General features: G+C 60.5%; 19 protein-coding genes. 17 read left to right on the plus strand and 2 right to left on the minus strand.

Annotated elements, in window-relative coordinates; translation table 11 throughout:
* On the minus strand, positions 1-411 hold the full coding sequence (locus BGO89_04855; protein ID OJX60897.1) for a hypothetical protein: 411 nt from the start codon (positions 409-411) through the stop codon (positions 1-3).
* 167 nt (positions 412-578) lie between these two features.
* A complete protein-coding gene (locus BGO89_04860) occupies positions 579-1688 on the minus strand; it encodes a hypothetical protein (protein ID OJX60898.1) in 1110 nt (369 codons plus the stop codon).
* A gap of 269 nt (positions 1689-1957) precedes the next feature.
* On the opposite strand from BGO89_04860, the gene BGO89_04865 reads away from it, so the two are divergent.
* The 17 genes from BGO89_04865 to BGO89_04945 all read left to right on the plus strand — a co-directional run bounded on the left by BGO89_04865 (position 1958) and on the right by BGO89_04945 (position 16259).
* Positions 1958-2563 carry a uracil-DNA glycosylase gene (locus BGO89_04865; GenBank protein ID OJX60978.1) on the plus strand — a complete coding sequence of 202 codons (606 nt, stop codon included), beginning with the start codon at positions 1958-1960 and terminating at the stop codon, positions 2561-2563.
* Positions 2564-2624: 61 nt separating this feature from the next.
* Entirely contained in the window at positions 2625-3638 is a 1014-nt protein-coding gene (locus BGO89_04870) for a hypothetical protein (protein OJX60899.1), read from the plus strand.
* The gene (locus tag BGO89_04875; protein ID OJX60900.1) at positions 3635-4366 is read left to right on the plus strand and encodes a hypothetical protein; all 732 of its coding nucleotides are present in this window, start codon (positions 3635-3637) and stop codon (positions 4364-4366) included. The genes BGO89_04870 and BGO89_04875 overlap by 4 nt, the downstream gene beginning before the upstream one ends.
* Positions 4367-4410: 44 nt before the next feature.
* Complete coding sequence (locus BGO89_04880) at positions 4411-5412, plus strand: hypothetical protein (protein OJX60979.1); 1002 nt, start codon at positions 4411-4413, stop codon at positions 5410-5412.
* A gap of 2 nt (positions 5413-5414) precedes the next feature.
* Positions 5415-6761 carry a hypothetical protein gene (locus tag BGO89_04885; protein ID OJX60901.1) on the plus strand — a complete coding sequence of 449 codons (1347 nt, stop codon included), beginning with the start codon at positions 5415-5417 and terminating at the stop codon, positions 6759-6761.
* Between the two features lie 58 nt (positions 6762-6819).
* Positions 6820-7035, plus strand: a complete 216-nt coding sequence (locus BGO89_04890) for a hypothetical protein (GenBank protein OJX60902.1) — start codon at positions 6820-6822, stop codon at positions 7033-7035.
* Between the two features lie 10 nt (positions 7036-7045).
* Positions 7046-7447, plus strand: coding sequence for a hypothetical protein (locus BGO89_04895; GenBank protein OJX60903.1), 402 nt, complete (start codon positions 7046-7048; stop codon positions 7445-7447).
* 7 nt (positions 7448-7454) lie between these two features.
* Positions 7455-8534: an ATP synthase F0 subunit A gene (locus BGO89_04900; protein OJX60904.1), complete on the plus strand. Its 1080-nt coding sequence runs from the start codon at positions 7455-7457 to the stop codon at positions 8532-8534.
* A gap of 68 nt (positions 8535-8602) precedes the next feature.
* Complete coding sequence (locus BGO89_04905; protein OJX60905.1) at positions 8603-8833, plus strand: ATP synthase F0 subunit C; 231 nt, start codon at positions 8603-8605, stop codon at positions 8831-8833.
* 71 nt (positions 8834-8904) lie between these two features.
* Positions 8905-9414: an ATP synthase F0 subunit B gene (locus tag BGO89_04910; GenBank protein OJX60906.1), complete on the plus strand. Its 510-nt coding sequence runs from the start codon at positions 8905-8907 to the stop codon at positions 9412-9414.
* 7 nt (positions 9415-9421) lie between these two features.
* On the plus strand, positions 9422-9985 hold the full coding sequence (locus tag BGO89_04915) for an ATP synthase F1 subunit delta (protein ID OJX60907.1): 564 nt from the start codon (positions 9422-9424) through the stop codon (positions 9983-9985).
* A gap of 73 nt (positions 9986-10058) precedes the next feature.
* Positions 10059-11612 carry a F0F1 ATP synthase subunit alpha gene (locus BGO89_04920; GenBank protein OJX60908.1) on the plus strand — a complete coding sequence of 518 codons (1554 nt, stop codon included), beginning with the start codon at positions 10059-10061 and terminating at the stop codon, positions 11610-11612.
* A 14-nt stretch (positions 11613-11626) separates the two neighbouring features.
* Positions 11627-12604 carry an ADP-glyceromanno-heptose 6-epimerase gene (locus tag BGO89_04925; GenBank protein ID OJX60909.1) on the plus strand — a complete coding sequence of 326 codons (978 nt, stop codon included), beginning with the start codon at positions 11627-11629 and terminating at the stop codon, positions 12602-12604.
* An 18-nt stretch (positions 12605-12622) separates the two neighbouring features.
* Positions 12623-13510: an ATP synthase F1 subunit gamma gene (locus tag BGO89_04930; protein ID OJX60910.1), complete on the plus strand. Its 888-nt coding sequence runs from the start codon at positions 12623-12625 to the stop codon at positions 13508-13510.
* 15 nt (positions 13511-13525) lie between these two features.
* Positions 13526-14020, plus strand: a complete 495-nt coding sequence (locus BGO89_04935) for a hypothetical protein (protein OJX60911.1) — start codon at positions 13526-13528, stop codon at positions 14018-14020.
* Positions 14017-15408, plus strand: a complete 1392-nt coding sequence (locus BGO89_04940; GenBank protein ID OJX60912.1) for a hypothetical protein — start codon at positions 14017-14019, stop codon at positions 15406-15408. Before BGO89_04935 ends, BGO89_04940 begins: the two co-directional genes overlap by 4 nt.
* Positions 15405-16259 carry a hypothetical protein gene (locus tag BGO89_04945; protein OJX60913.1) on the plus strand — a complete coding sequence of 285 codons (855 nt, stop codon included), beginning with the start codon at positions 15405-15407 and terminating at the stop codon, positions 16257-16259. The genes BGO89_04940 and BGO89_04945 overlap by 4 nt, the downstream gene beginning before the upstream one ends.
* Positions 16260-16297 lie beyond the last annotated feature (38 nt).

Genomic DNA, 16297 nt, shown 5'->3' on the forward strand with positions numbered 1-16297 from the left:
TCATGTTGCCGGAACGGCTGGAGCATGGTTCGGTGTAATACCGTGCAATTGTGCCCATTTCTCTCCGACACGTCGATTCCTCATCACGGAGATACGTCCGATGGTCCGGGCTATCTGATGGGACACCAACTGGCGATGGAAATACTCGCCATACCGATCGTGTTTCATGATATCCGAGGCTATCGTACACAGCAGGCCGGGTGTGACTGCCATCATGAACCCGCTGTCCGTCCTGTACAACTCGCAGGTGCATTCGGCGGTGATGGAGAATGCATCTCTGGTTGCCGCAATGCCGAACGTCCCGTCGGGTACTCCCCGGATCTTCTCCGCTTCGCGCAGCGAAGCGTCGATATACTCGAACGCCCTCGCATCGGGCAGGAACCGATTCTTCATCGTACATCTCGTCGTCATCGCTCATCCCCCGGGATTGTGATGGTTGCATGTGCCGTTTCTATGGCATCGGGGAACGGTGGCGTATCCCCTGATAACAAGACGCCCGATCTCCGGAAAACCGGGTCGGGCGGTATGTGTCTGGAAGGGGATATCAGATGGAAGGGGTGACTACCGGTCTACCATGCTCACTTCATCGCGAAGCCCTTCTTTTCGGCGAGTGCGCGGATGCTCTTCAGGATGACTTCGTCGATCGTGGACGGTCTGGATGCCTGGGCCTTCTGCGCCTGTCCGATGAAGTCCGCACGCTTCGCGTCGAGGGCGCGGATGTCCTTGTTGATGCGCTCGCGTTCGGTGGCGAGCTGGTCGATCCGCTGCCTGCGTTCCGGTGCCGTCTTGCCCTTCAGTTCCGCGGGAAGATCGTCCTCCTTCAGCTCGGCGGCCGCGACGGGATTCGTGCGTGCGAGGTCGACGATGTCCCACGTGGAGTTGGCATAGGCACCCGAGGCCTTGGCTGCGATGCGATCCGCCATGACGGCGGAGCTGAGCTGTACGGCATTGGCATCCTGTTCGCTCTGTCGCGCCTTGAACTTCCGTCCCTGTGCGCCATAGTGGAGATAGGTGCGGTTCAGCCTGTCGTTGAGAGTCTGCAGTTCCTTGTCGTAGGGCGTCGTGACGTAGGCCATGGCCTCGTCCGTGTCGATGGCGTGATAGGCTCCGCCACTGCACGTGGCACCGTCGTACCATCCCGTGCGGCGACCTTCCTGGTCGTTTCCGCAGAACAGTGTGGTGACCGTGATGCCCTTGCGGTTGGCCGCCTTGCATGCCTCCTGCGGTGTTATGGCCCCCTGGCCGAACGGTTCGTTCCCGGCGATGACGATCATACGCAGGTCGCCTGGATCCTGGCTCCAGCCCAGGTTGTCGACGGAGGTGACGATGACGGTCGGGCAGTATTCTTCGCCTCCGTTGGTGGTCAGGGTGTGAAGCTGCTCGCTCACGTGATCGAGGTCCGTCGTGAAATCGGAGACCTTGCGGAGATAGCCGCTCTTCGCACTCAGCCCGGAGTTGCCGTATTCGTACAGGGCGAGCTCGAGCGTCGCCGCCGTCTTGTCGCGTCGTGCCGTCGACATCGCGGTGACGATCTTCCATAGCCGGGAACGGGCCTGATTGATCAGTCCGTCCATGCTGCTGCTGGTATCGAGCAGGAGGGCGATCTGGACACGTGCCGCCGTCGGGGCTGCGCCTGCGGGCGCGGCGAGAATGAGGATGGCGAGGATGCCGAGGAGGAGGGAACGCATGCCTGTACTACGGTAAGTGATGACAAGCCTTCGGAGCCATGGCATGGTCGGCAGGTTACACCGACGGGATTTGTCGGCGTGGCGGTATTTTGCGGGGCAGTATGACACCTACCGACGATATCCTCCGCTATCTCCGCCAGCAGCAGCAGATGTACGGCAACGTTCTGTACTTCGAGCCGGGTATGGAGATGGAAGTACATGCCGAAGAAGTTCCGGCAGCGGAGCCGTCGCCGGTGGTCACGGAACAGGAAACAACGATCGACCAGACCATGCCCGTACAGCCCAAGCCGTCAGTACGCTCCGTATCGTCCGCGCCGCTTCCTGCGACGCTGGACGAGTTGTACGATGCCATCCACACATGTACGAAATGTCCGCTCGGATTCACGCGCAACAAGTTCGTCTTCGGCAGTGGCAGTCCGACGGCCGATCTCATGGTGATCGGCGAGGCGCCGGGCGCCGACGAGGATGCGCAGGGATTTCCGTTCGTGGGACGTGCAGGACAACTGCTGACGAAGATCCTGGAATCCATCGGTCTGTCGAGGCAGGACGACGTCTACATCTGCAACATCCTCAAGTGCCGCCCGCCCAACAACCGCAAGCCCCTGGTCACGGAGACCGACGAATGCGAACCCTACCTGCTCGAGCAGATCCGCGTCGTCAAGCCGAAGTTCATTCTCGCGCTCGGGCTCACGGCGGCGAACACACTGCTGAAGAACAAGGACAGTATGGGGTCGTTGCGTGGGAAGGTGCACGACTACCACGGCATCAACATGCTCGTGACGTACCATCCTGCCGCACTGCTGCGCAATCCGGAATGGAAGAAGCTCACGTGGGAGGACGTCAAGCTGCTCAAGAGCCTCATGTCCGCCGCGTGACGGAACATCGGGACCCACTCCTACAACGATCATCCAACCGTATATCCAATCCCCTGAACCCATGAACATCATCGTCCTTCTCGGCGGAATCTCTCCCGAACGGAATATCTCACTCCTGAGTGGACGTGCCGCGACCTTCGCTCTCCGCGAGCGTGGCCATACCGTCACTGCCGTCGATCCGATGCGTGGCGCCGACTGCATCGTGAGCGATGACGAGCTTCGCGCCGCACAGCCGCGTGAAGTCACCGCCGAGGAACTGGCCTCCTTCGATGCGAAGAACCTGATCGAATGCATCCAGTCGCCCGTCTTCGATAGCGTCGATGCGGTCTTCCTGGCCCTGCACGGACGTTACGGCGAGGATGGCTACGTGCAGTCGCTCCTCGACATGCGGAACATCCCCTACACGGGCAGCGGCATGCTGGCGAGCGCGATGGCCATGGACAAGACCACGTCGAAGATGCTCTTCGGCGTCGCCGGTATCCCCACGCCGCACTGGGTCACCGTCACGCCGGAACAGGCGGACGAAGAATTCCTGCTCGACGAAGTGCGGAAGGAGCTGCCCGGAACGCTCGTAGTGAAGCCCAACGACCAGGGATCTACGGTGGGGATGACGATCGTCGAAAGCGGCACCACCGAGGACATCGCGGCCGCGATCCGGCTGGCCGGACAGTTCTCGCGGCAGATCCTGATCGAACAGTACATCCCCGGGCGCGAGCTCACGGTAGCCGTGCTTGGACAGGAAGCCCTGCCGGTGATCGAGATCGCACCGAAGGAAGGGTTCTACGACTACGCCAACAAGTACACCAAGGGCCGTACGGATTACCAGTGTCCAGCCGAACTGACGGAAGAGGTGCAGCATCACGTGATGAATCTCGCCCTCGCAGCCCATGGAATCCTCGGTTGCAGGGCCTACAGCCGCGTCGACTTCCGGTTGACGCCGGACAACATGCCGTACTGCCTCGAGGTGAATACGCTGCCCGGCTTCACGGAAACGAGTCTCGTACCGATGGCCGCCCGCGAAGTGGGCATGGACTTCGGCGCCCTGTGCGAACAGCTCATCGAGCTCAGCCGATGATCAGGTTCCTCCTGGCGCTGGCTGCGGCGCTCTGCGTGGCGGGTGCCGTCGCCGATGCCCAGCAGGGATACGGGCAATCTGCACGGCATCGGACCGTATCCGTCGGTGCAGTCGGCTTCGTCGGTATGTCGAGTGTGATGTCCGACGTCGTCGGTCCGGACAGTCCGGAAGGTTCTCACGAGCGCAGGACGAATACCTTCGGTGGCGGCGGTGGGCTGGAACTCGGCTGGACCGCGTTGAAGCTGCCTTCCATGGCCTTCGATCTGCGTACCCGCATCATGGGGACGTGGGCCGGCGAGGGCAGGGAGGTCGTCCACGTCCACAAGGACATCATTCCGGGCGGTCTCTTCCCTGATACGGTGACGACGAACCACGGCGTGGTGCATGCCACGAGCCGGTGGGACATCCAGGCCGTCATCGCATGGAAGCACGACGACGTGCCGGTACAGGTCGAGGCCGGTGTGACCGCCTCCCTGCAGACCAGCGACCGTGTGGACGAAACATATGCCTATGCCGAACAGCCGCAGAACGGCACGGTGACGACCTACAAGTCGAAGGGGCGTGTCGGTCTCGTGCTCGGTGCGGGCCTTCCCATCCACGTCACGTCGGCCATCGACGTCGTGCCGTCCCTCGTCGCCGATATCGGACTCGTCAACAGGATCGAGGGAGACATCCCCTACAAATCGTCCTTCTACCGTCTCGAATGCGTTCTCCGCTACCGGTTCTGAGCCGGAGCCGTAACTTGCGCCCTGACATCCATCAACGGAACATCGTGAAGAACATCCTGCTTACGGGCATCGGCAATGCCCTCGTCGATATCGAATACCGGATAACGGAGGAAGAACTGGCGGCCTTCGGCGTGACGAAGGGATCGATGACGCTGACGGAAACATCGCGCCAGAACGACATGATCGCGAGTCTCGGCGAACGCGAGGCCCATCGCAGCAGCGGAGGATCGGCGGCCAACACCGTCATCGCCTTCGCACAGTTCGGGGGAAGCGGCGCCTACGTCTCGCTGCTCGGAAAGGATGCCCTCGGCTCGTTCTATGCAGGTGAATTCGAGGATCTCGGAATCGTGCTGGACGCGGAGCAGGTCTCCGGCGCCAGTACGGGAACGTGCCTCGTGTTCATCACGCCGGACAGCGAGCGTACGATGAACACGACGCTGGCCGTGAATACGGAATTCTCCCGGCGGAACATCGACGAGGAACTGATCAAACGGTCGGAGTGGATCTACGTCGAGGGATACAAGCTCACCGACGAAAACGGTGCCGAAGCTGCCGACATGGCTGCCTTCCATGCTGCCAAGCATGGAACACATGTAGCCGTGAGCTGCTCCGACGGTTTTATCGTGGACGTCTTCGGCGACCGGCTGAGGACGCTGCTCAAGTCCGCATCGCTCGTGTTCTGCAACGAACGCGAAGGCATGGCACTGGCTGGAGAGGATTCGGCGGACGCCGCCTACAAGGCTCTCCGTTCGCGGTACGGCAACGTCGTCTTCACGATGGGAGAGCAGGGATCCCGTATCCACTGGAACGGACATGACAGCGTGATTCCGGCATATGCCGTGACGCCGGTCGACGCTACCGGTGCCGGCGACATGTATGCGGGGGCCTTCCTCTACGGTGCGTTGCATCGCCATCATCCCGACCATGCAGGACGGCTGGCCTCCTACGCCGCGGCCCAGGTCGTGGGCCAGTACGGCGCCCGTCTGAAGGCCAGCCATATCGACATCCGCGATTCGGTCCTTTTGTCCGCGGCAACGCATCCGTGACCATGAAGCATCTGTTTCCCATCCTTCTCTGTACCGTCCTGTTCCTGATCGGAACGGCGGGCATGTCCGCCCAGAGCGGCATGGAGTTCTCCGAATTCCAGCGTAAGATCGAGCCGTATTTCGCCGACGAACTCATCGACGATCTGCGTGCCGCCATGCCCCAGGGTGCCCAGTATCGCATCTGGGGATGGGACGTCGGTGATTTCTCGGGTGACGGCATCTACGACGTCGCCTTCACGGTCAACGTCCTGGGTACCCGCAAGCGCGAGTGCATCGTCTATCTCTTCATCGACAACGAGGGATTCCTGGTCAACATCGCCAGATTCCCCCTTGCCTACGTCGACCTCCCCCTCGAAATCGGCGTCGTGATCCGGAATACGGCCTGCTACGTCACGCAGAAGCGCAAGGCCGACTACTGGACCATCAAGGGCTATCAGTACCGCGATGGCGCCGTCGTCCTGCTCGACGAATTCGTCAGCGACAAGATTGGCGCCTTCGGCCACGAAGCATATCGTAACTTCCAGTCGCTCGAAACCCGCGAACGTTACCTTACTCCGAAGGGCGAGACGGAATTCCAGGTGGACTATCTGACGATTCCCACCTATGCACGCGGCCGCCAGATCTATGCCGGCTACGTGAACGAAGTCCACGTCGATGCCGTCCGCAACGTCGACGAAGGCGCCTTCTGGTGGCAGGGGGCAACGGACGCCTCGTTCTCGGCACGGCTGGTCTACGACGACGACTATCTGTACGTGCGGATCAACGTGATGGACAGCACCATCGTCACCGGCTGGTGTGATACCTGTCCGGCCGACAGGTTCGATATCTGGCTGGACGTCACCCCTGCAGACGAGGTCGGGGGATCACGCTACGTGGCGGGGATGGACCGGAGCGGTCTCAAGGTCCGTACCGTGAGCGATTCCGGACTCTTCGCCCTGTCGGTCAAGATCGGTGACTTCGGCGACATCAGGCCCAGTATCAAGGTCAGGACGACGGACGAACTGGCTCCTGAGCAGGAGGCGGCAGTGCAGCAGGTACGCGTGGTAACGGCGCAGCGGAGCGACGGCTACGTCATCAAGGTGCGCATCCCTTTTGTGCTCTTGGGCTACGACAAGGCTCCGATCGATGACAAGGTCCTGACGGAGCTCGGTTGCACGTTGGCCCTCTACGATGTAGACAACGAATTCCGTCCGGAGGAGACCACGAAGCTCTCGACGAGTGCGATTCTGCCCCTGAACCCCTCGACGTACGGGGCGGTTCGATTCATCCCGGACGGCCTCTGGTATGGCGAGACGACGAACATTTACACGGACGCCGTCATGTCTTACCTTCAAGAATTGGGTTTTTAAGCCTACCCGTCCTAATTTTGCCCGCGTTTTTCTAGGTCGCATCGTGGACAACTCTCCCATGCGGCAGGTGGCACCTTACCTGAATCTGGGATTCCAGTTGGCGGTATCGGTGTGTCTGCCGGGCGGTCTCGGCTGGTATCTTGACGGCCGATGGGATACATCGCCGTTATGGCTGCTGGTAGGGCTCGGTCTCGGTGCGGTCGTCGGTTTCATACAGTTCCTGCGCTCCGTGCGGCGGTTGCTCACGAAGGACAGGGACGATCAATCTCGCTAAGGAGCACGGATTGGACGTCAAGGAACCCCTTGTTGCCGTTTGTTCGGCAGTCGGGTTGTGCGCCATCAACACGCTGGCAGGATACGTCGTGGCCCGTTCCGCATTCGGAAAGGACCTCAACACCTTCCTGGCCATGGTGTTCGGCAGTCTTGGCGTCCGTGCCATCGTCGTCATCGTGGCGGCATGGTATTGTCTGAGTGTCGTCCGTATGCATCAGGTAGCGTTCGCATTGACGTTCGCGATCGTATGTTTCGTGCTTCTGATGGGAGAGATCCTTTTTTTTCATCGCTCGTACGAAGAAGCCAAGCGTCGGACACGACGCCCGGTGACGGATTTGTTAAAAAAAAAGTTCGGTGACGGGAGAATGACGTTGTCGTTCGTTCGACCGGTACCGGCCTACGCATCCAACTGAAAGAGACATGAATCAGGACTCGACGCATACGACCCGCATGGAGGAACATGTCACGGACTCGTCCACGGCCCAGCATGGCCATGGCGAGGCCGCAGCGGCGCATGGAGAGCATGCGAATCCGGTGGGGGGAGAAGTCTTCACGCACCTGTTGAACCAGTTGGGCGACCATCACGAGTTGAACATCTTCTTCAACAGTTACGAGATCCTTCCCGTCATCCTGATGGACGACGGTCTGCATTTCTACGCGAATCCGCATGCGATGGAAGAAGCCGGTATGTTCACCATGCACCATCCGGACGCGCCGCATCGCATCGTGAGCACGACGAAGAAGGATGCAAAGGGCAAGCCCGCTTCGCCCTCGCTGGACCTGTCGGTCACGAACTTCGTCGCCTACCAGTGGATCGCCATCGTCGTCATGACGCTCGTCTTCGCTGCCATTCGCGGTCAGTACAGGAAGGGATCGGTCAAGGCGCCGAAGGGTCTCGCCAACGTCATCGAAGCGGTCGTCGTCTACGTTCGCGACGAGATGGTGGTTCCGAACGTGGGCACGGTACGCCGTGCTACGGCGTGGATGCCCTACTTCATGTCACTCTTCTTCTTCATCGTCACGCTCAACCTCGTGGGTCTGTTGCCGGGAGCGCATGTCGCCACCGGTTCGCTGGCCGTCACGGCGGCGCTGGCGTTGACGTCGTTCCTCGTCGTCAACTTCGTTGCGATCAAGGATGCCGGTATCAAGGCATGGCTGCATCACCTTCTCGGGGGTGCGCCGTGGTACATGGCGCCGATCATGGTTCCGATCGAAATCGTGTCGTTGTTCACCAAGCCGTTCGCACTCACGATCCGTCTGTTCGCCAACATGACGGCCGGACACGTCGTGCTGCTGTCGTTGGTGGGGTTGATTTTCTTTTTCCAGAACTATCTGGTCATTCCCGTCAGTGTCAGTTTCTCGGTGTTCATCTACCTGCTGGAGCTCCTCGTAGCCTTCCTGCAGGCGTACATCTTCACGATGCTTTCGGCCGTGTTCGTCGGTCTGGCGCTGGGCGATCATGCCACGCACGACCATCACGATCATGCCGGAGCGCATTGATCACGCATCGCAATCGTTGACAACCGTTCAATCACATCATTATCATTTCAACTCTGGAGGATCGTAACATGGAAGCAGTAGCATTCGCATGGCTGTCGGCTGGTCTCGGCGTAGGTGTAACGGTATTCGGTGTAGGTACGGGCATCGGCCGCCTTGCCGCCGCAGCTCTCGAAGCCAGCAGCCGTCAACCCGAGAATGCCGGCGACATCCGTACGACGATGATCATCGGCGCGGCCCTTATCGAAGGTGTCGCCCTGCTCGCCGGCGTTATCTGTATTCTGCTCGCCGTCAAGAGCTGATCGCAACATGTGACGCGCCCGCACGATGCGGGCGCGTCCTTTCGATACCCATTTGAACCGAGGATCTACCGATGGACATGAATTCGCTGCCCGGGTTTCTCCAGGTCAACCCTGGTCTGATCATCTGGACGCTCATCAATTTTGGCATCTTCGCCTTCATCGTGGCGAAGTTCGCGTGGAAGCCCATGATGCAGGGGCTTGCTGCACGTGAACATTCGATCAACGATGCGATCACGAGCGCCGAAAAGGCGAATATGGAGGCTCAGGCCATCCTGCGCGAGAGCAAGGAGAAGATCGCCGGCGCCCAGCAGGAAATGATGAACATCGTGCGTGACGGCAAGACGCAGGCCGAAGCCCTGATCCGCAAGGCTTCCGAAGAAGCCGAACACGTGAAGAACACCAAGATCACGGAGGCCTCGCGCGAGATCGAGCGCCAGAAGGAAGAAGCCATCAAGGAACTTCGCGCCGAAGTCGCCACGCTCGTCGTGGGCGCCACCGAGAAGCTCCTCGCCCGCAAGATGGATGGTGACGACCACGCCCGTCTCGTCGATGGTTATGTGAACGAACTCTCGAAGAACTGAGAAGCCCATGTCCGTCCAACGCATCGCCCGCCGCTACGCAACGGCACTGCTGAATACCGCCATCGAATCCAATCAGGACGAAACGGTCGAGCGCGACCTGGTTACCTTCCTTGAGATCGCTCATGGATCTGCGGACCTGCGTGCGCTCCTGCGCAGTCCCGTGATCGAAGGCTGGCGCAAGAAGAACATTCTCGATGAAATCCTCAAGGGACGTGTCTCCGACCTGACGCTGGGCTTTTTCGAGCTGGCGGTGATGAAGGGACGGATGGGATACTACCGCGACATCATCGCCGCATTCCAGGATCTCTACGACAAGCACCGCAACATGATCCGCGTGGATGTCACGTCGGCCGTCGCACTGGACGATGCCGCGCGCGACAAGGTGAAGGCCGCCGTGGCGAAGCGTACGGGCAAGACGGTGATCCCGACCTATCACGTCGACCCCGCCGTTCTCGGCGGTGTGTCCGTGCGTATCGGTGATACCGTGCTCGACGGTACGCTCCGTCATCAGCTTGAAGACCTGCGCGAACAACTCATGACAGGCTCCGCGCCATCGCCGTCGTTGAACTGACGCCGACCGATGGGCGGGGGGCATCGATCCCCAACCCTCGCAACACAAAACTCAGCATCACATAGGATCAGAAATGGCAGACGTTCGTCCCGACGAAATATCCGCGATACTTCGTCGACAGCTAACGGGCTTCGAAAAGGAGACGGATGTATACGAAGTCGGTACCGTGCTCCAGGTGGGCGACGGTGTGGCCCGCGTGTACGGTCTCAGCAAGGTCATGTCATCCGAACTCGTCGAGTTCCCGAACGGCGTGGTGGGCATGGTGCTCAACCTCGAAGAGGACAACGTCGGTGTGATCCTCTTCGGCGACGACTCGCTGGTGAAGGAAGGCGACGAAGTGCGCCGTACAGGCCGTATCGCCTCCGTACCCGTGGGTGAAGGTCTGCTGGGCCGCGTCGTGAACCCGCTCGGTATTCCGGTCGACGGCAAGGGTCCTGTGAAGGAATCCGCACTGTTCCCCATCGAGCGCAAGGCTCTCGGCGTCATCGACCGTCAGCCCGTGACGGAGCCGCTGCAGACCGGTATCAAGGCCGTCGACGCCCTGATCCCCATCGGTCGTGGTCAGCGTGAGCTCATCATCGGCGACCGCCAGACCGGCAAGACGGTCATAGCGCTCGACACGATCATCAATCAGAAGTACACGCATACGGCCGAAGCCAAGGCTCTCGGTATCAATCCCGTCTACTGTATCTACGTGGCCATCGGCCAGAAGGGCTCAACGGTAGCGAACGTCGTTTCGACGCTCGAACAGCACGGCGCCATGGAATACACGACGATCGTGATGGCTTCGGCCTCCGATCCCGCCCCGCTCCAGTTCATCGCACCGTACAGCGGCGCATCGATGGGTGAATACTTCCGCGACAGCGGCCGCCACGCCCTCGTGATCTACGACGACTTGTCGAAGCAGGCCGCGGCCTATCGTCAGGTGTCGCTGCTCCTGCGTCGCCCGCCGGGACGTGAAGCCTATCCTGGCGACGTCTTCTACCTCCACAGCCGTCTGCTGGAACGTGCAGCCAAGCTCAGCGACCGTCTGGGTGGAGGCTCCCTCACGGCTCTGCCCGTCATCGAGACGCAGGCCGGCGACGTGTCCGCCTACATCCCCACGAACGTGATCTCCATCACGGACGGTCAGATCTACCTCGAACCCAACCTCTTCAACGCCGGTGTCCGCCCTGCTCTCAACGTCGGTATCTCCGTATCGCGTGTAGGCGGTAACGCACAGATCAAGGCCATCCGCAAGGTGTCCGGTCCGCTCAAGCTCGAGCTGGCCCAGTATCGTGCTCTCGAAGCCTTCGCGAAGTTCGGTTCCGACCTCGACAAGGCCACGCAGCAGCAGTTGCGCCGTGGTGCCCGCCTCATGGAAATCATGAAGCAGCAGCAGTACTCGCCCGTGAAGATCGAGGAGCAGATCGTCGTGATCTATGCCGCTACGACGGGCCGTATGGACGAGCTGCCGATCGACCAGGTCCGCCGTTACGAATCGGAGCTGCTGGACTACATGCGTACGGCGCATGGCGGAGTCCTGGAACTCATCGGCCGCGTGAAGGAACTCAACGACGAAGTACGTCATGGTCTCGACAACGCTCTGGATAGCTTTACCGAGCGATTCCTGGCCACGATCAAGTAACACGGAATGCCATCATGATCATCGTCACCGGAGGAGCGGGCTTCATCGGCAGTTGCATGGTCGCAACGCTGAATGCCGCAGGCCGTGACGACATCCTGGTGGTCGACAACCTGCGTACCGGCGACAAGTGGAAGAATCTCGTCGATCACTCGTTCATTGACATCGTCAGCAAGGAACAATTCCTCGAGGATATCGAACACGGCAGGGCTCCGTCGGATATCGACGGCATCATCCATCTCGGCGCCTGCTCGGCGACGACGGAACGCGATGCCGACTACCTGCTGGAGAACAACCATCACTACAGCATGGCCGTGGCCAACCTCGCCCTGAAGCGGAACGCACGCTTCATCTATGCGAGCTCGGCTGCGACGTACGGTAGCGGTGCGGACGGCTATGCCGATACCACCGTAGACCTGCGTCCGCTGAACATGTACGGATATTCGAAGCATCTCTTCGATATGTGGATGCGGCGCCATGGCTTCGATGCCAGGGCCGTCGGACTGAAGTTCTTCAACGTCTTCGGTCCGAACGAATACCACAAGGGCGACATGGCCAGCATGGTCTACAAGGCCGTGCAACAGATCCAGGCCACGGGCCGCGTGCGGCTGTTCAGATCGAACGAGGCGCGCTTCGGCGACGGTGGCCAGATGCGGGACTTCGTCTACGTGAAGGACTGCTGCAGGATCATGCGCGATCTGCTGCTGGAACGAACCGACGTCAACGGTATTCTCAATCTCGGCACAGGGCGCGCACGATCGTGGAACGATCTCATGAATGCCGTCTTCGCCGCCATGGACCGCGAGCCCGTCATCGACTACGTCGACATGCCGGTACATCTCGCGGGACAGTATCAGAACTTCACGGAAGCGGACATGAGTTCGTACGAACGACAGATGTTTCCCGTGGTGTTCGAGGAATTGGAAGATTCCGTCGCTGACTATGTCCGCGGTCACCTCCTTGCGGAGTGGCCGTATTTGCACCATCGCTCATAGCACGAACCGGCTTCAGGAATGGCAACACTACGCGAAATAAAGAGCCGCATCACTGCGGTGCGGAACACGTCGAAGATCACGCAGGCCATGCGTATGGTGGCAGCTGCCAAGCTGCGCCGCGCACAGGAGGCGATCACGTCCGCCCGTCCCTTCGCCGACAAGCTCCAGTACATCTTGGGCAATCTCTCGGCGGCGGAGTCGGACTTCGTCCATCCCTTCTTCGAAGCCCGCAAGGAACTGCGTTCCATCGCCGTGATCATCGTGTCGTCGGACCGTGGTCTGTGCGGCGCCTTCAACACGAACCTTCTGCGTGCGGCCTCCGCACGCCTCGAAGAACTGCACAAGGCACATCCCGACGCCAACGTCACCGTCATTCCCGTCGGCCGCCGCTCCGTCGGTGCCGCGAAGAAGCGTGAGGAAGAGATCGTCCGCGAGTATCCGGAAGTCTTCTTCCGTCTCGAATTCACGACGGCACAGGATATCGCCGACCTCGTAAGTAACGGCTTCCTTACGGGGCGTTTCGATCACGTGGAAGTGATCTATAACCAGTTCGTCTCCATCATCCGTCAGGAAGTGAAGACGATGCAGCTTCTGCCCATCGTGCCGGCCGATACGAAGGCCCAGGAGCAGAAGCGGACGTCAACCGACTACATCTTCGAACCGACGCGTGCCGACATCCTGGATACCCTGCTGCCGATGTATCTGAACATCCAGGTATGGCGTACGCTGCTCGACTCCAACGCCGCCGAGCAGGCCGCACGGATGATGGCCATGGAGAATGCCACGACGAATGCGCGCGATCTCATCAACTCGCTGCAGCTCGTCTACAACCGCGAACGTCAGGCCGCGATCACCAAGGAAATGCTCGAAATCGTCGGTGGTGCGGAAGCTCTCTCCAGCCAGTAATGCGGATGCCGCGCCATGTTCTCCGTTAAGGGACTCATCCTGGCCTTGTGTCTGGGCGCCTGCTTTCTGGCGCTCTTCAACGCCTTCCCTGACAAGAACGTCTATGCCTACTGGCATGACCAGCGCATCGGCAACTACTATGCGGTGCTCGGCAAGCTGAGCTCGCGCATGGGCGTGGAGCAGCGCAAGACGGAGCGCTACAAGCACATGTATCTCGCCACGGAGTGGCTGCGCACGCATATGGTGCCGGGAGATACGCTCGTCCTGCCTCCCGCGGACTACGTCAGGCATTACTACGAAGACTCCTACTACTGGACCGATCCGCGGGTCTTCTACTATCTGACCGGCCCGAGCTATCCTGCGGTAACGTGGGACGATACGGTACGCGGCCATGCGGGGAACGCCTTCGTCCTGCTCGGCGACAACAACGGTATCGAGATCCGTCGGCTCCGGTTCGGAGCGAATGCCGATTCTATACGGCACATCTGGAAGGAGAGGGTGGTACGATGACGACAGCCTTCCTGATGATGGTCGTGACGATCCTCCTGCAGCTCGCCCTGGGTCTCGCGACGTCCATGCGTCTGCGGGTCCGCCTCCCCGTCGTCCAGCTTCTCTCCGTGTCGCTGTTACTCGGAATGTTCCTGCACACCGTGCTGGTCTTCCTGATCGAGCTGGCGGGAATCTATCTTACCAGGGGTAGCGTGCTCGGCGTGGCCGCTCTTGCGGCGGTGGCCCTGCAGTTCCCTGCGAAGGGACTCGGCGCGGCCTACCGATCGATGGTCGAGCCCGGCGCATGGTCGCCCAGGCTCTACGACGTCGTGACGATCGCCGTAGGCTGCTACCTGATGTTCATCTCGGTTTGGGCTGCCTACTACTGGCCGGTGACGCCGTTCGACGCGATGGCGGGTATCGACCTCGTGGCGCGCACGGCCGTGATGGAAGGCCATCTCAACAACAGCATCTACACGGAGCCGTTGCTGGCAGGTAAACTCTCGAACCAGCCCTTCTACGCACCGTTCGCGATGATCATGCAGGTCGTCTACCGGTTGATCGGTTTCCCGTTCGGACAGATGTGGCTGCCCGTCCTCAGTATCGCCTTCCTCGCCTTCATGTTCGACATGCTGCGTCAGCGTCTGCACGGCGTGATCGCAGGCCTGCTCTTCATCCTGCTCGTCAGCATACCCGAACTGTACGGATATTCGTTCCTCGTGCAGACGGACTACCTGAATGCCGTCTTCTTCGGCATAGGCGGATTGATGATGATCGACGCGATACGTCGCAGCTCGCAGCCGTCGTTGTGGCTCGCTGCGCTCATGCTGGCGGGTGCATGCTGGTCGAGGACGGAGACCGTCTTCATCGTCATCGCCGCTGTGCTCTCCATGACGCCGTGGCTGACGAGGTCGTTCGACAGGAAGGTGGCCTTCAGGGGGATCGCCGTCGTGATCGGCCTCTCGCTCCTGTCCTTCGCCCTGTGGCATGTGCTCTATTTCCGGCTCTTTCTGCCCGTCCATCCGCAGACGGCGGCAGAGATCACGGGCTTCGACGGGGCGCGGTTCCTGGCAGTGACGTCGGAGACGATATCGGACGTCTTCGGCGACATCGGACTCTGGGGACTCATCTGGATCATCGGAGGTGCCGTGATAGCGGGCCAGGCCATCGGCAGGGCAGCGAAGAAGACGTCCTTCGGCGACGTTCTCCCCGTGATATGGATGGTGGTGACGGTCGTGGCGCTGCTCTTCGTGGGCACCATGTTCCAGTCGGCCATCGTAAGCCAGACCATTCGTCGTGGCTTGTTTAAATTGTTCCCGTTCATGTTCTTCTACCTGACCACCGCCCCCGTTCTCCGCATGCTGTCGGAGCGGATCACGCGGTGGGAGACCCGACGGGCTTCCTCATGATCGGAACGCTACCAAAGATCGTCGTCATTCCCGGCGCAGTGCTGCTGACGCTGATCGTGCTCGTCGCCGTCAGCGCGACGGTGTCGCGTATCTTCGTCATGCGGTCCATACGGCGCCTGCTGCACAGCATCGGCAAGGAGAAGCTTCCCAACTTCTCCGCATCGCTCGTCGGTTCGCTTCCTCCGCCCGTGCAGCGCTATCTGCACTATGCACTGAAGGAAGGGCAGCCCAACATCCGCTATGCCATTCTCCGCCAGCAGGCGAGATTCCGTCATCGCGAAGGCAGTCCCTGGTTCACCGTCAAGGCCAAGGAATACATTTCGGGCATGGAGCCGGGCTTCGTCTGGGATGCCGTGCTGCGGCATCATCCGCTGTGGTGGCGTACGGCCAAGCTGGGATACTTCGCATCGAAGGGCAGCGGCCACATCAAGCTGTTCGGGGCACTGGGCCTGCAGGACGTAGAAGGTCCCGAAACCGATACTTCCATGCTCTTCCGGTTCCTTTCGGAACTGGTCTGGCTTCCGACGGGATTGCTTCCCACGCGTACGCTGCGATGGGAGAGCGTGGACAACCATTGTGCCCGTGCCGTGATCACCGACGGCGAGACGCGCGTGGAAGCGCTGTTCCACATCAACGATATCGGTGAAGTCGAGCGCATCGTGACGTCGGACAAGTACCGCGACCACAAGAGCGGCTTCGAACAGGAAGAGTTCACGTTGCACTGCCGGAACTACCAGGAAGTCGAGGGCGTGATGATTCCCACCGAAGTGGACTTCGTGTGGAACATGGATAGTGGCGACTTCACCTACGGTCAGTTCAGGATCACGGACGTCATCTATTTCTACGAGTGAGATCGCGGATTCGTCAGTGCAGTACCTGTAGCAGGAGC

The sequence above is a fragment of the Candidatus Kapaibacterium thiocyanatum genome (assembly GCA_001899175.1).
GTDB lineage: Bacteria > Bacteroidota > Ignavibacteria > Kapaibacteriales > Kapaibacteriaceae > Kapaibacterium > Kapaibacterium thiocyanatum.

Coding starts and splice junctions, on each gene's coding strand:
- BGO89_04855 (OJX60897.1), bottom strand. CDS start 411: ATGACGACGAGATGTACGATGAAGAATCGGTTCCTGCCCGATGCGAGG.
- BGO89_04930 (OJX60910.1), top strand. CDS start 12,623: ATGGCAACACTACGCGAAATAAAGAGCCGCATCACTGCGGTGCGGAAC.
- BGO89_04910 (OJX60906.1), top strand. CDS start 8,905: ATGGACATGAATTCGCTGCCCGGGTTTCTCCAGGTCAACCCTGGTCTG.
- BGO89_04920 (OJX60908.1), top strand. CDS start 10,059: ATGGCAGACGTTCGTCCCGACGAAATATCCGCGATACTTCGTCGACAG.
- BGO89_04945 (OJX60913.1), top strand. CDS start 15,405: ATGATCGGAACGCTACCAAAGATCGTCGTCATTCCCGGCGCAGTGCTG.
- BGO89_04885 (OJX60901.1), top strand. CDS start 5,415: ATGAAGCATCTGTTTCCCATCCTTCTCTGTACCGTCCTGTTCCTGATC.
- BGO89_04860 (OJX60898.1), bottom strand. CDS start 1,688: ATGCGTTCCCTCCTCCTCGGCATCCTCGCCATCCTCATTCTCGCCGCG.
- BGO89_04915 (OJX60907.1), top strand. CDS start 9,422: ATGTCCGTCCAACGCATCGCCCGCCGCTACGCAACGGCACTGCTGAAT.
- BGO89_04870 (OJX60899.1), top strand. CDS start 2,625: ATGAACATCATCGTCCTTCTCGGCGGAATCTCTCCCGAACGGAATATC.
- BGO89_04890 (OJX60902.1), top strand. CDS start 6,820: ATGCGGCAGGTGGCACCTTACCTGAATCTGGGATTCCAGTTGGCGGTA.
- BGO89_04905 (OJX60905.1), top strand. CDS start 8,603: ATGGAAGCAGTAGCATTCGCATGGCTGTCGGCTGGTCTCGGCGTAGGT.
- BGO89_04875 (OJX60900.1), top strand. CDS start 3,635: ATGATCAGGTTCCTCCTGGCGCTGGCTGCGGCGCTCTGCGTGGCGGGT.
- BGO89_04900 (OJX60904.1), top strand. CDS start 7,455: ATGAATCAGGACTCGACGCATACGACCCGCATGGAGGAACATGTCACG.
- BGO89_04935 (OJX60911.1), top strand. CDS start 13,526: ATGTTCTCCGTTAAGGGACTCATCCTGGCCTTGTGTCTGGGCGCCTGC.
- BGO89_04925 (OJX60909.1), top strand. CDS start 11,627: ATGATCATCGTCACCGGAGGAGCGGGCTTCATCGGCAGTTGCATGGTC.
- BGO89_04940 (OJX60912.1), top strand. CDS start 14,017: ATGACGACAGCCTTCCTGATGATGGTCGTGACGATCCTCCTGCAGCTC.
- BGO89_04865 (OJX60978.1), top strand. CDS start 1,958: ATGCCCGTACAGCCCAAGCCGTCAGTACGCTCCGTATCGTCCGCGCCG.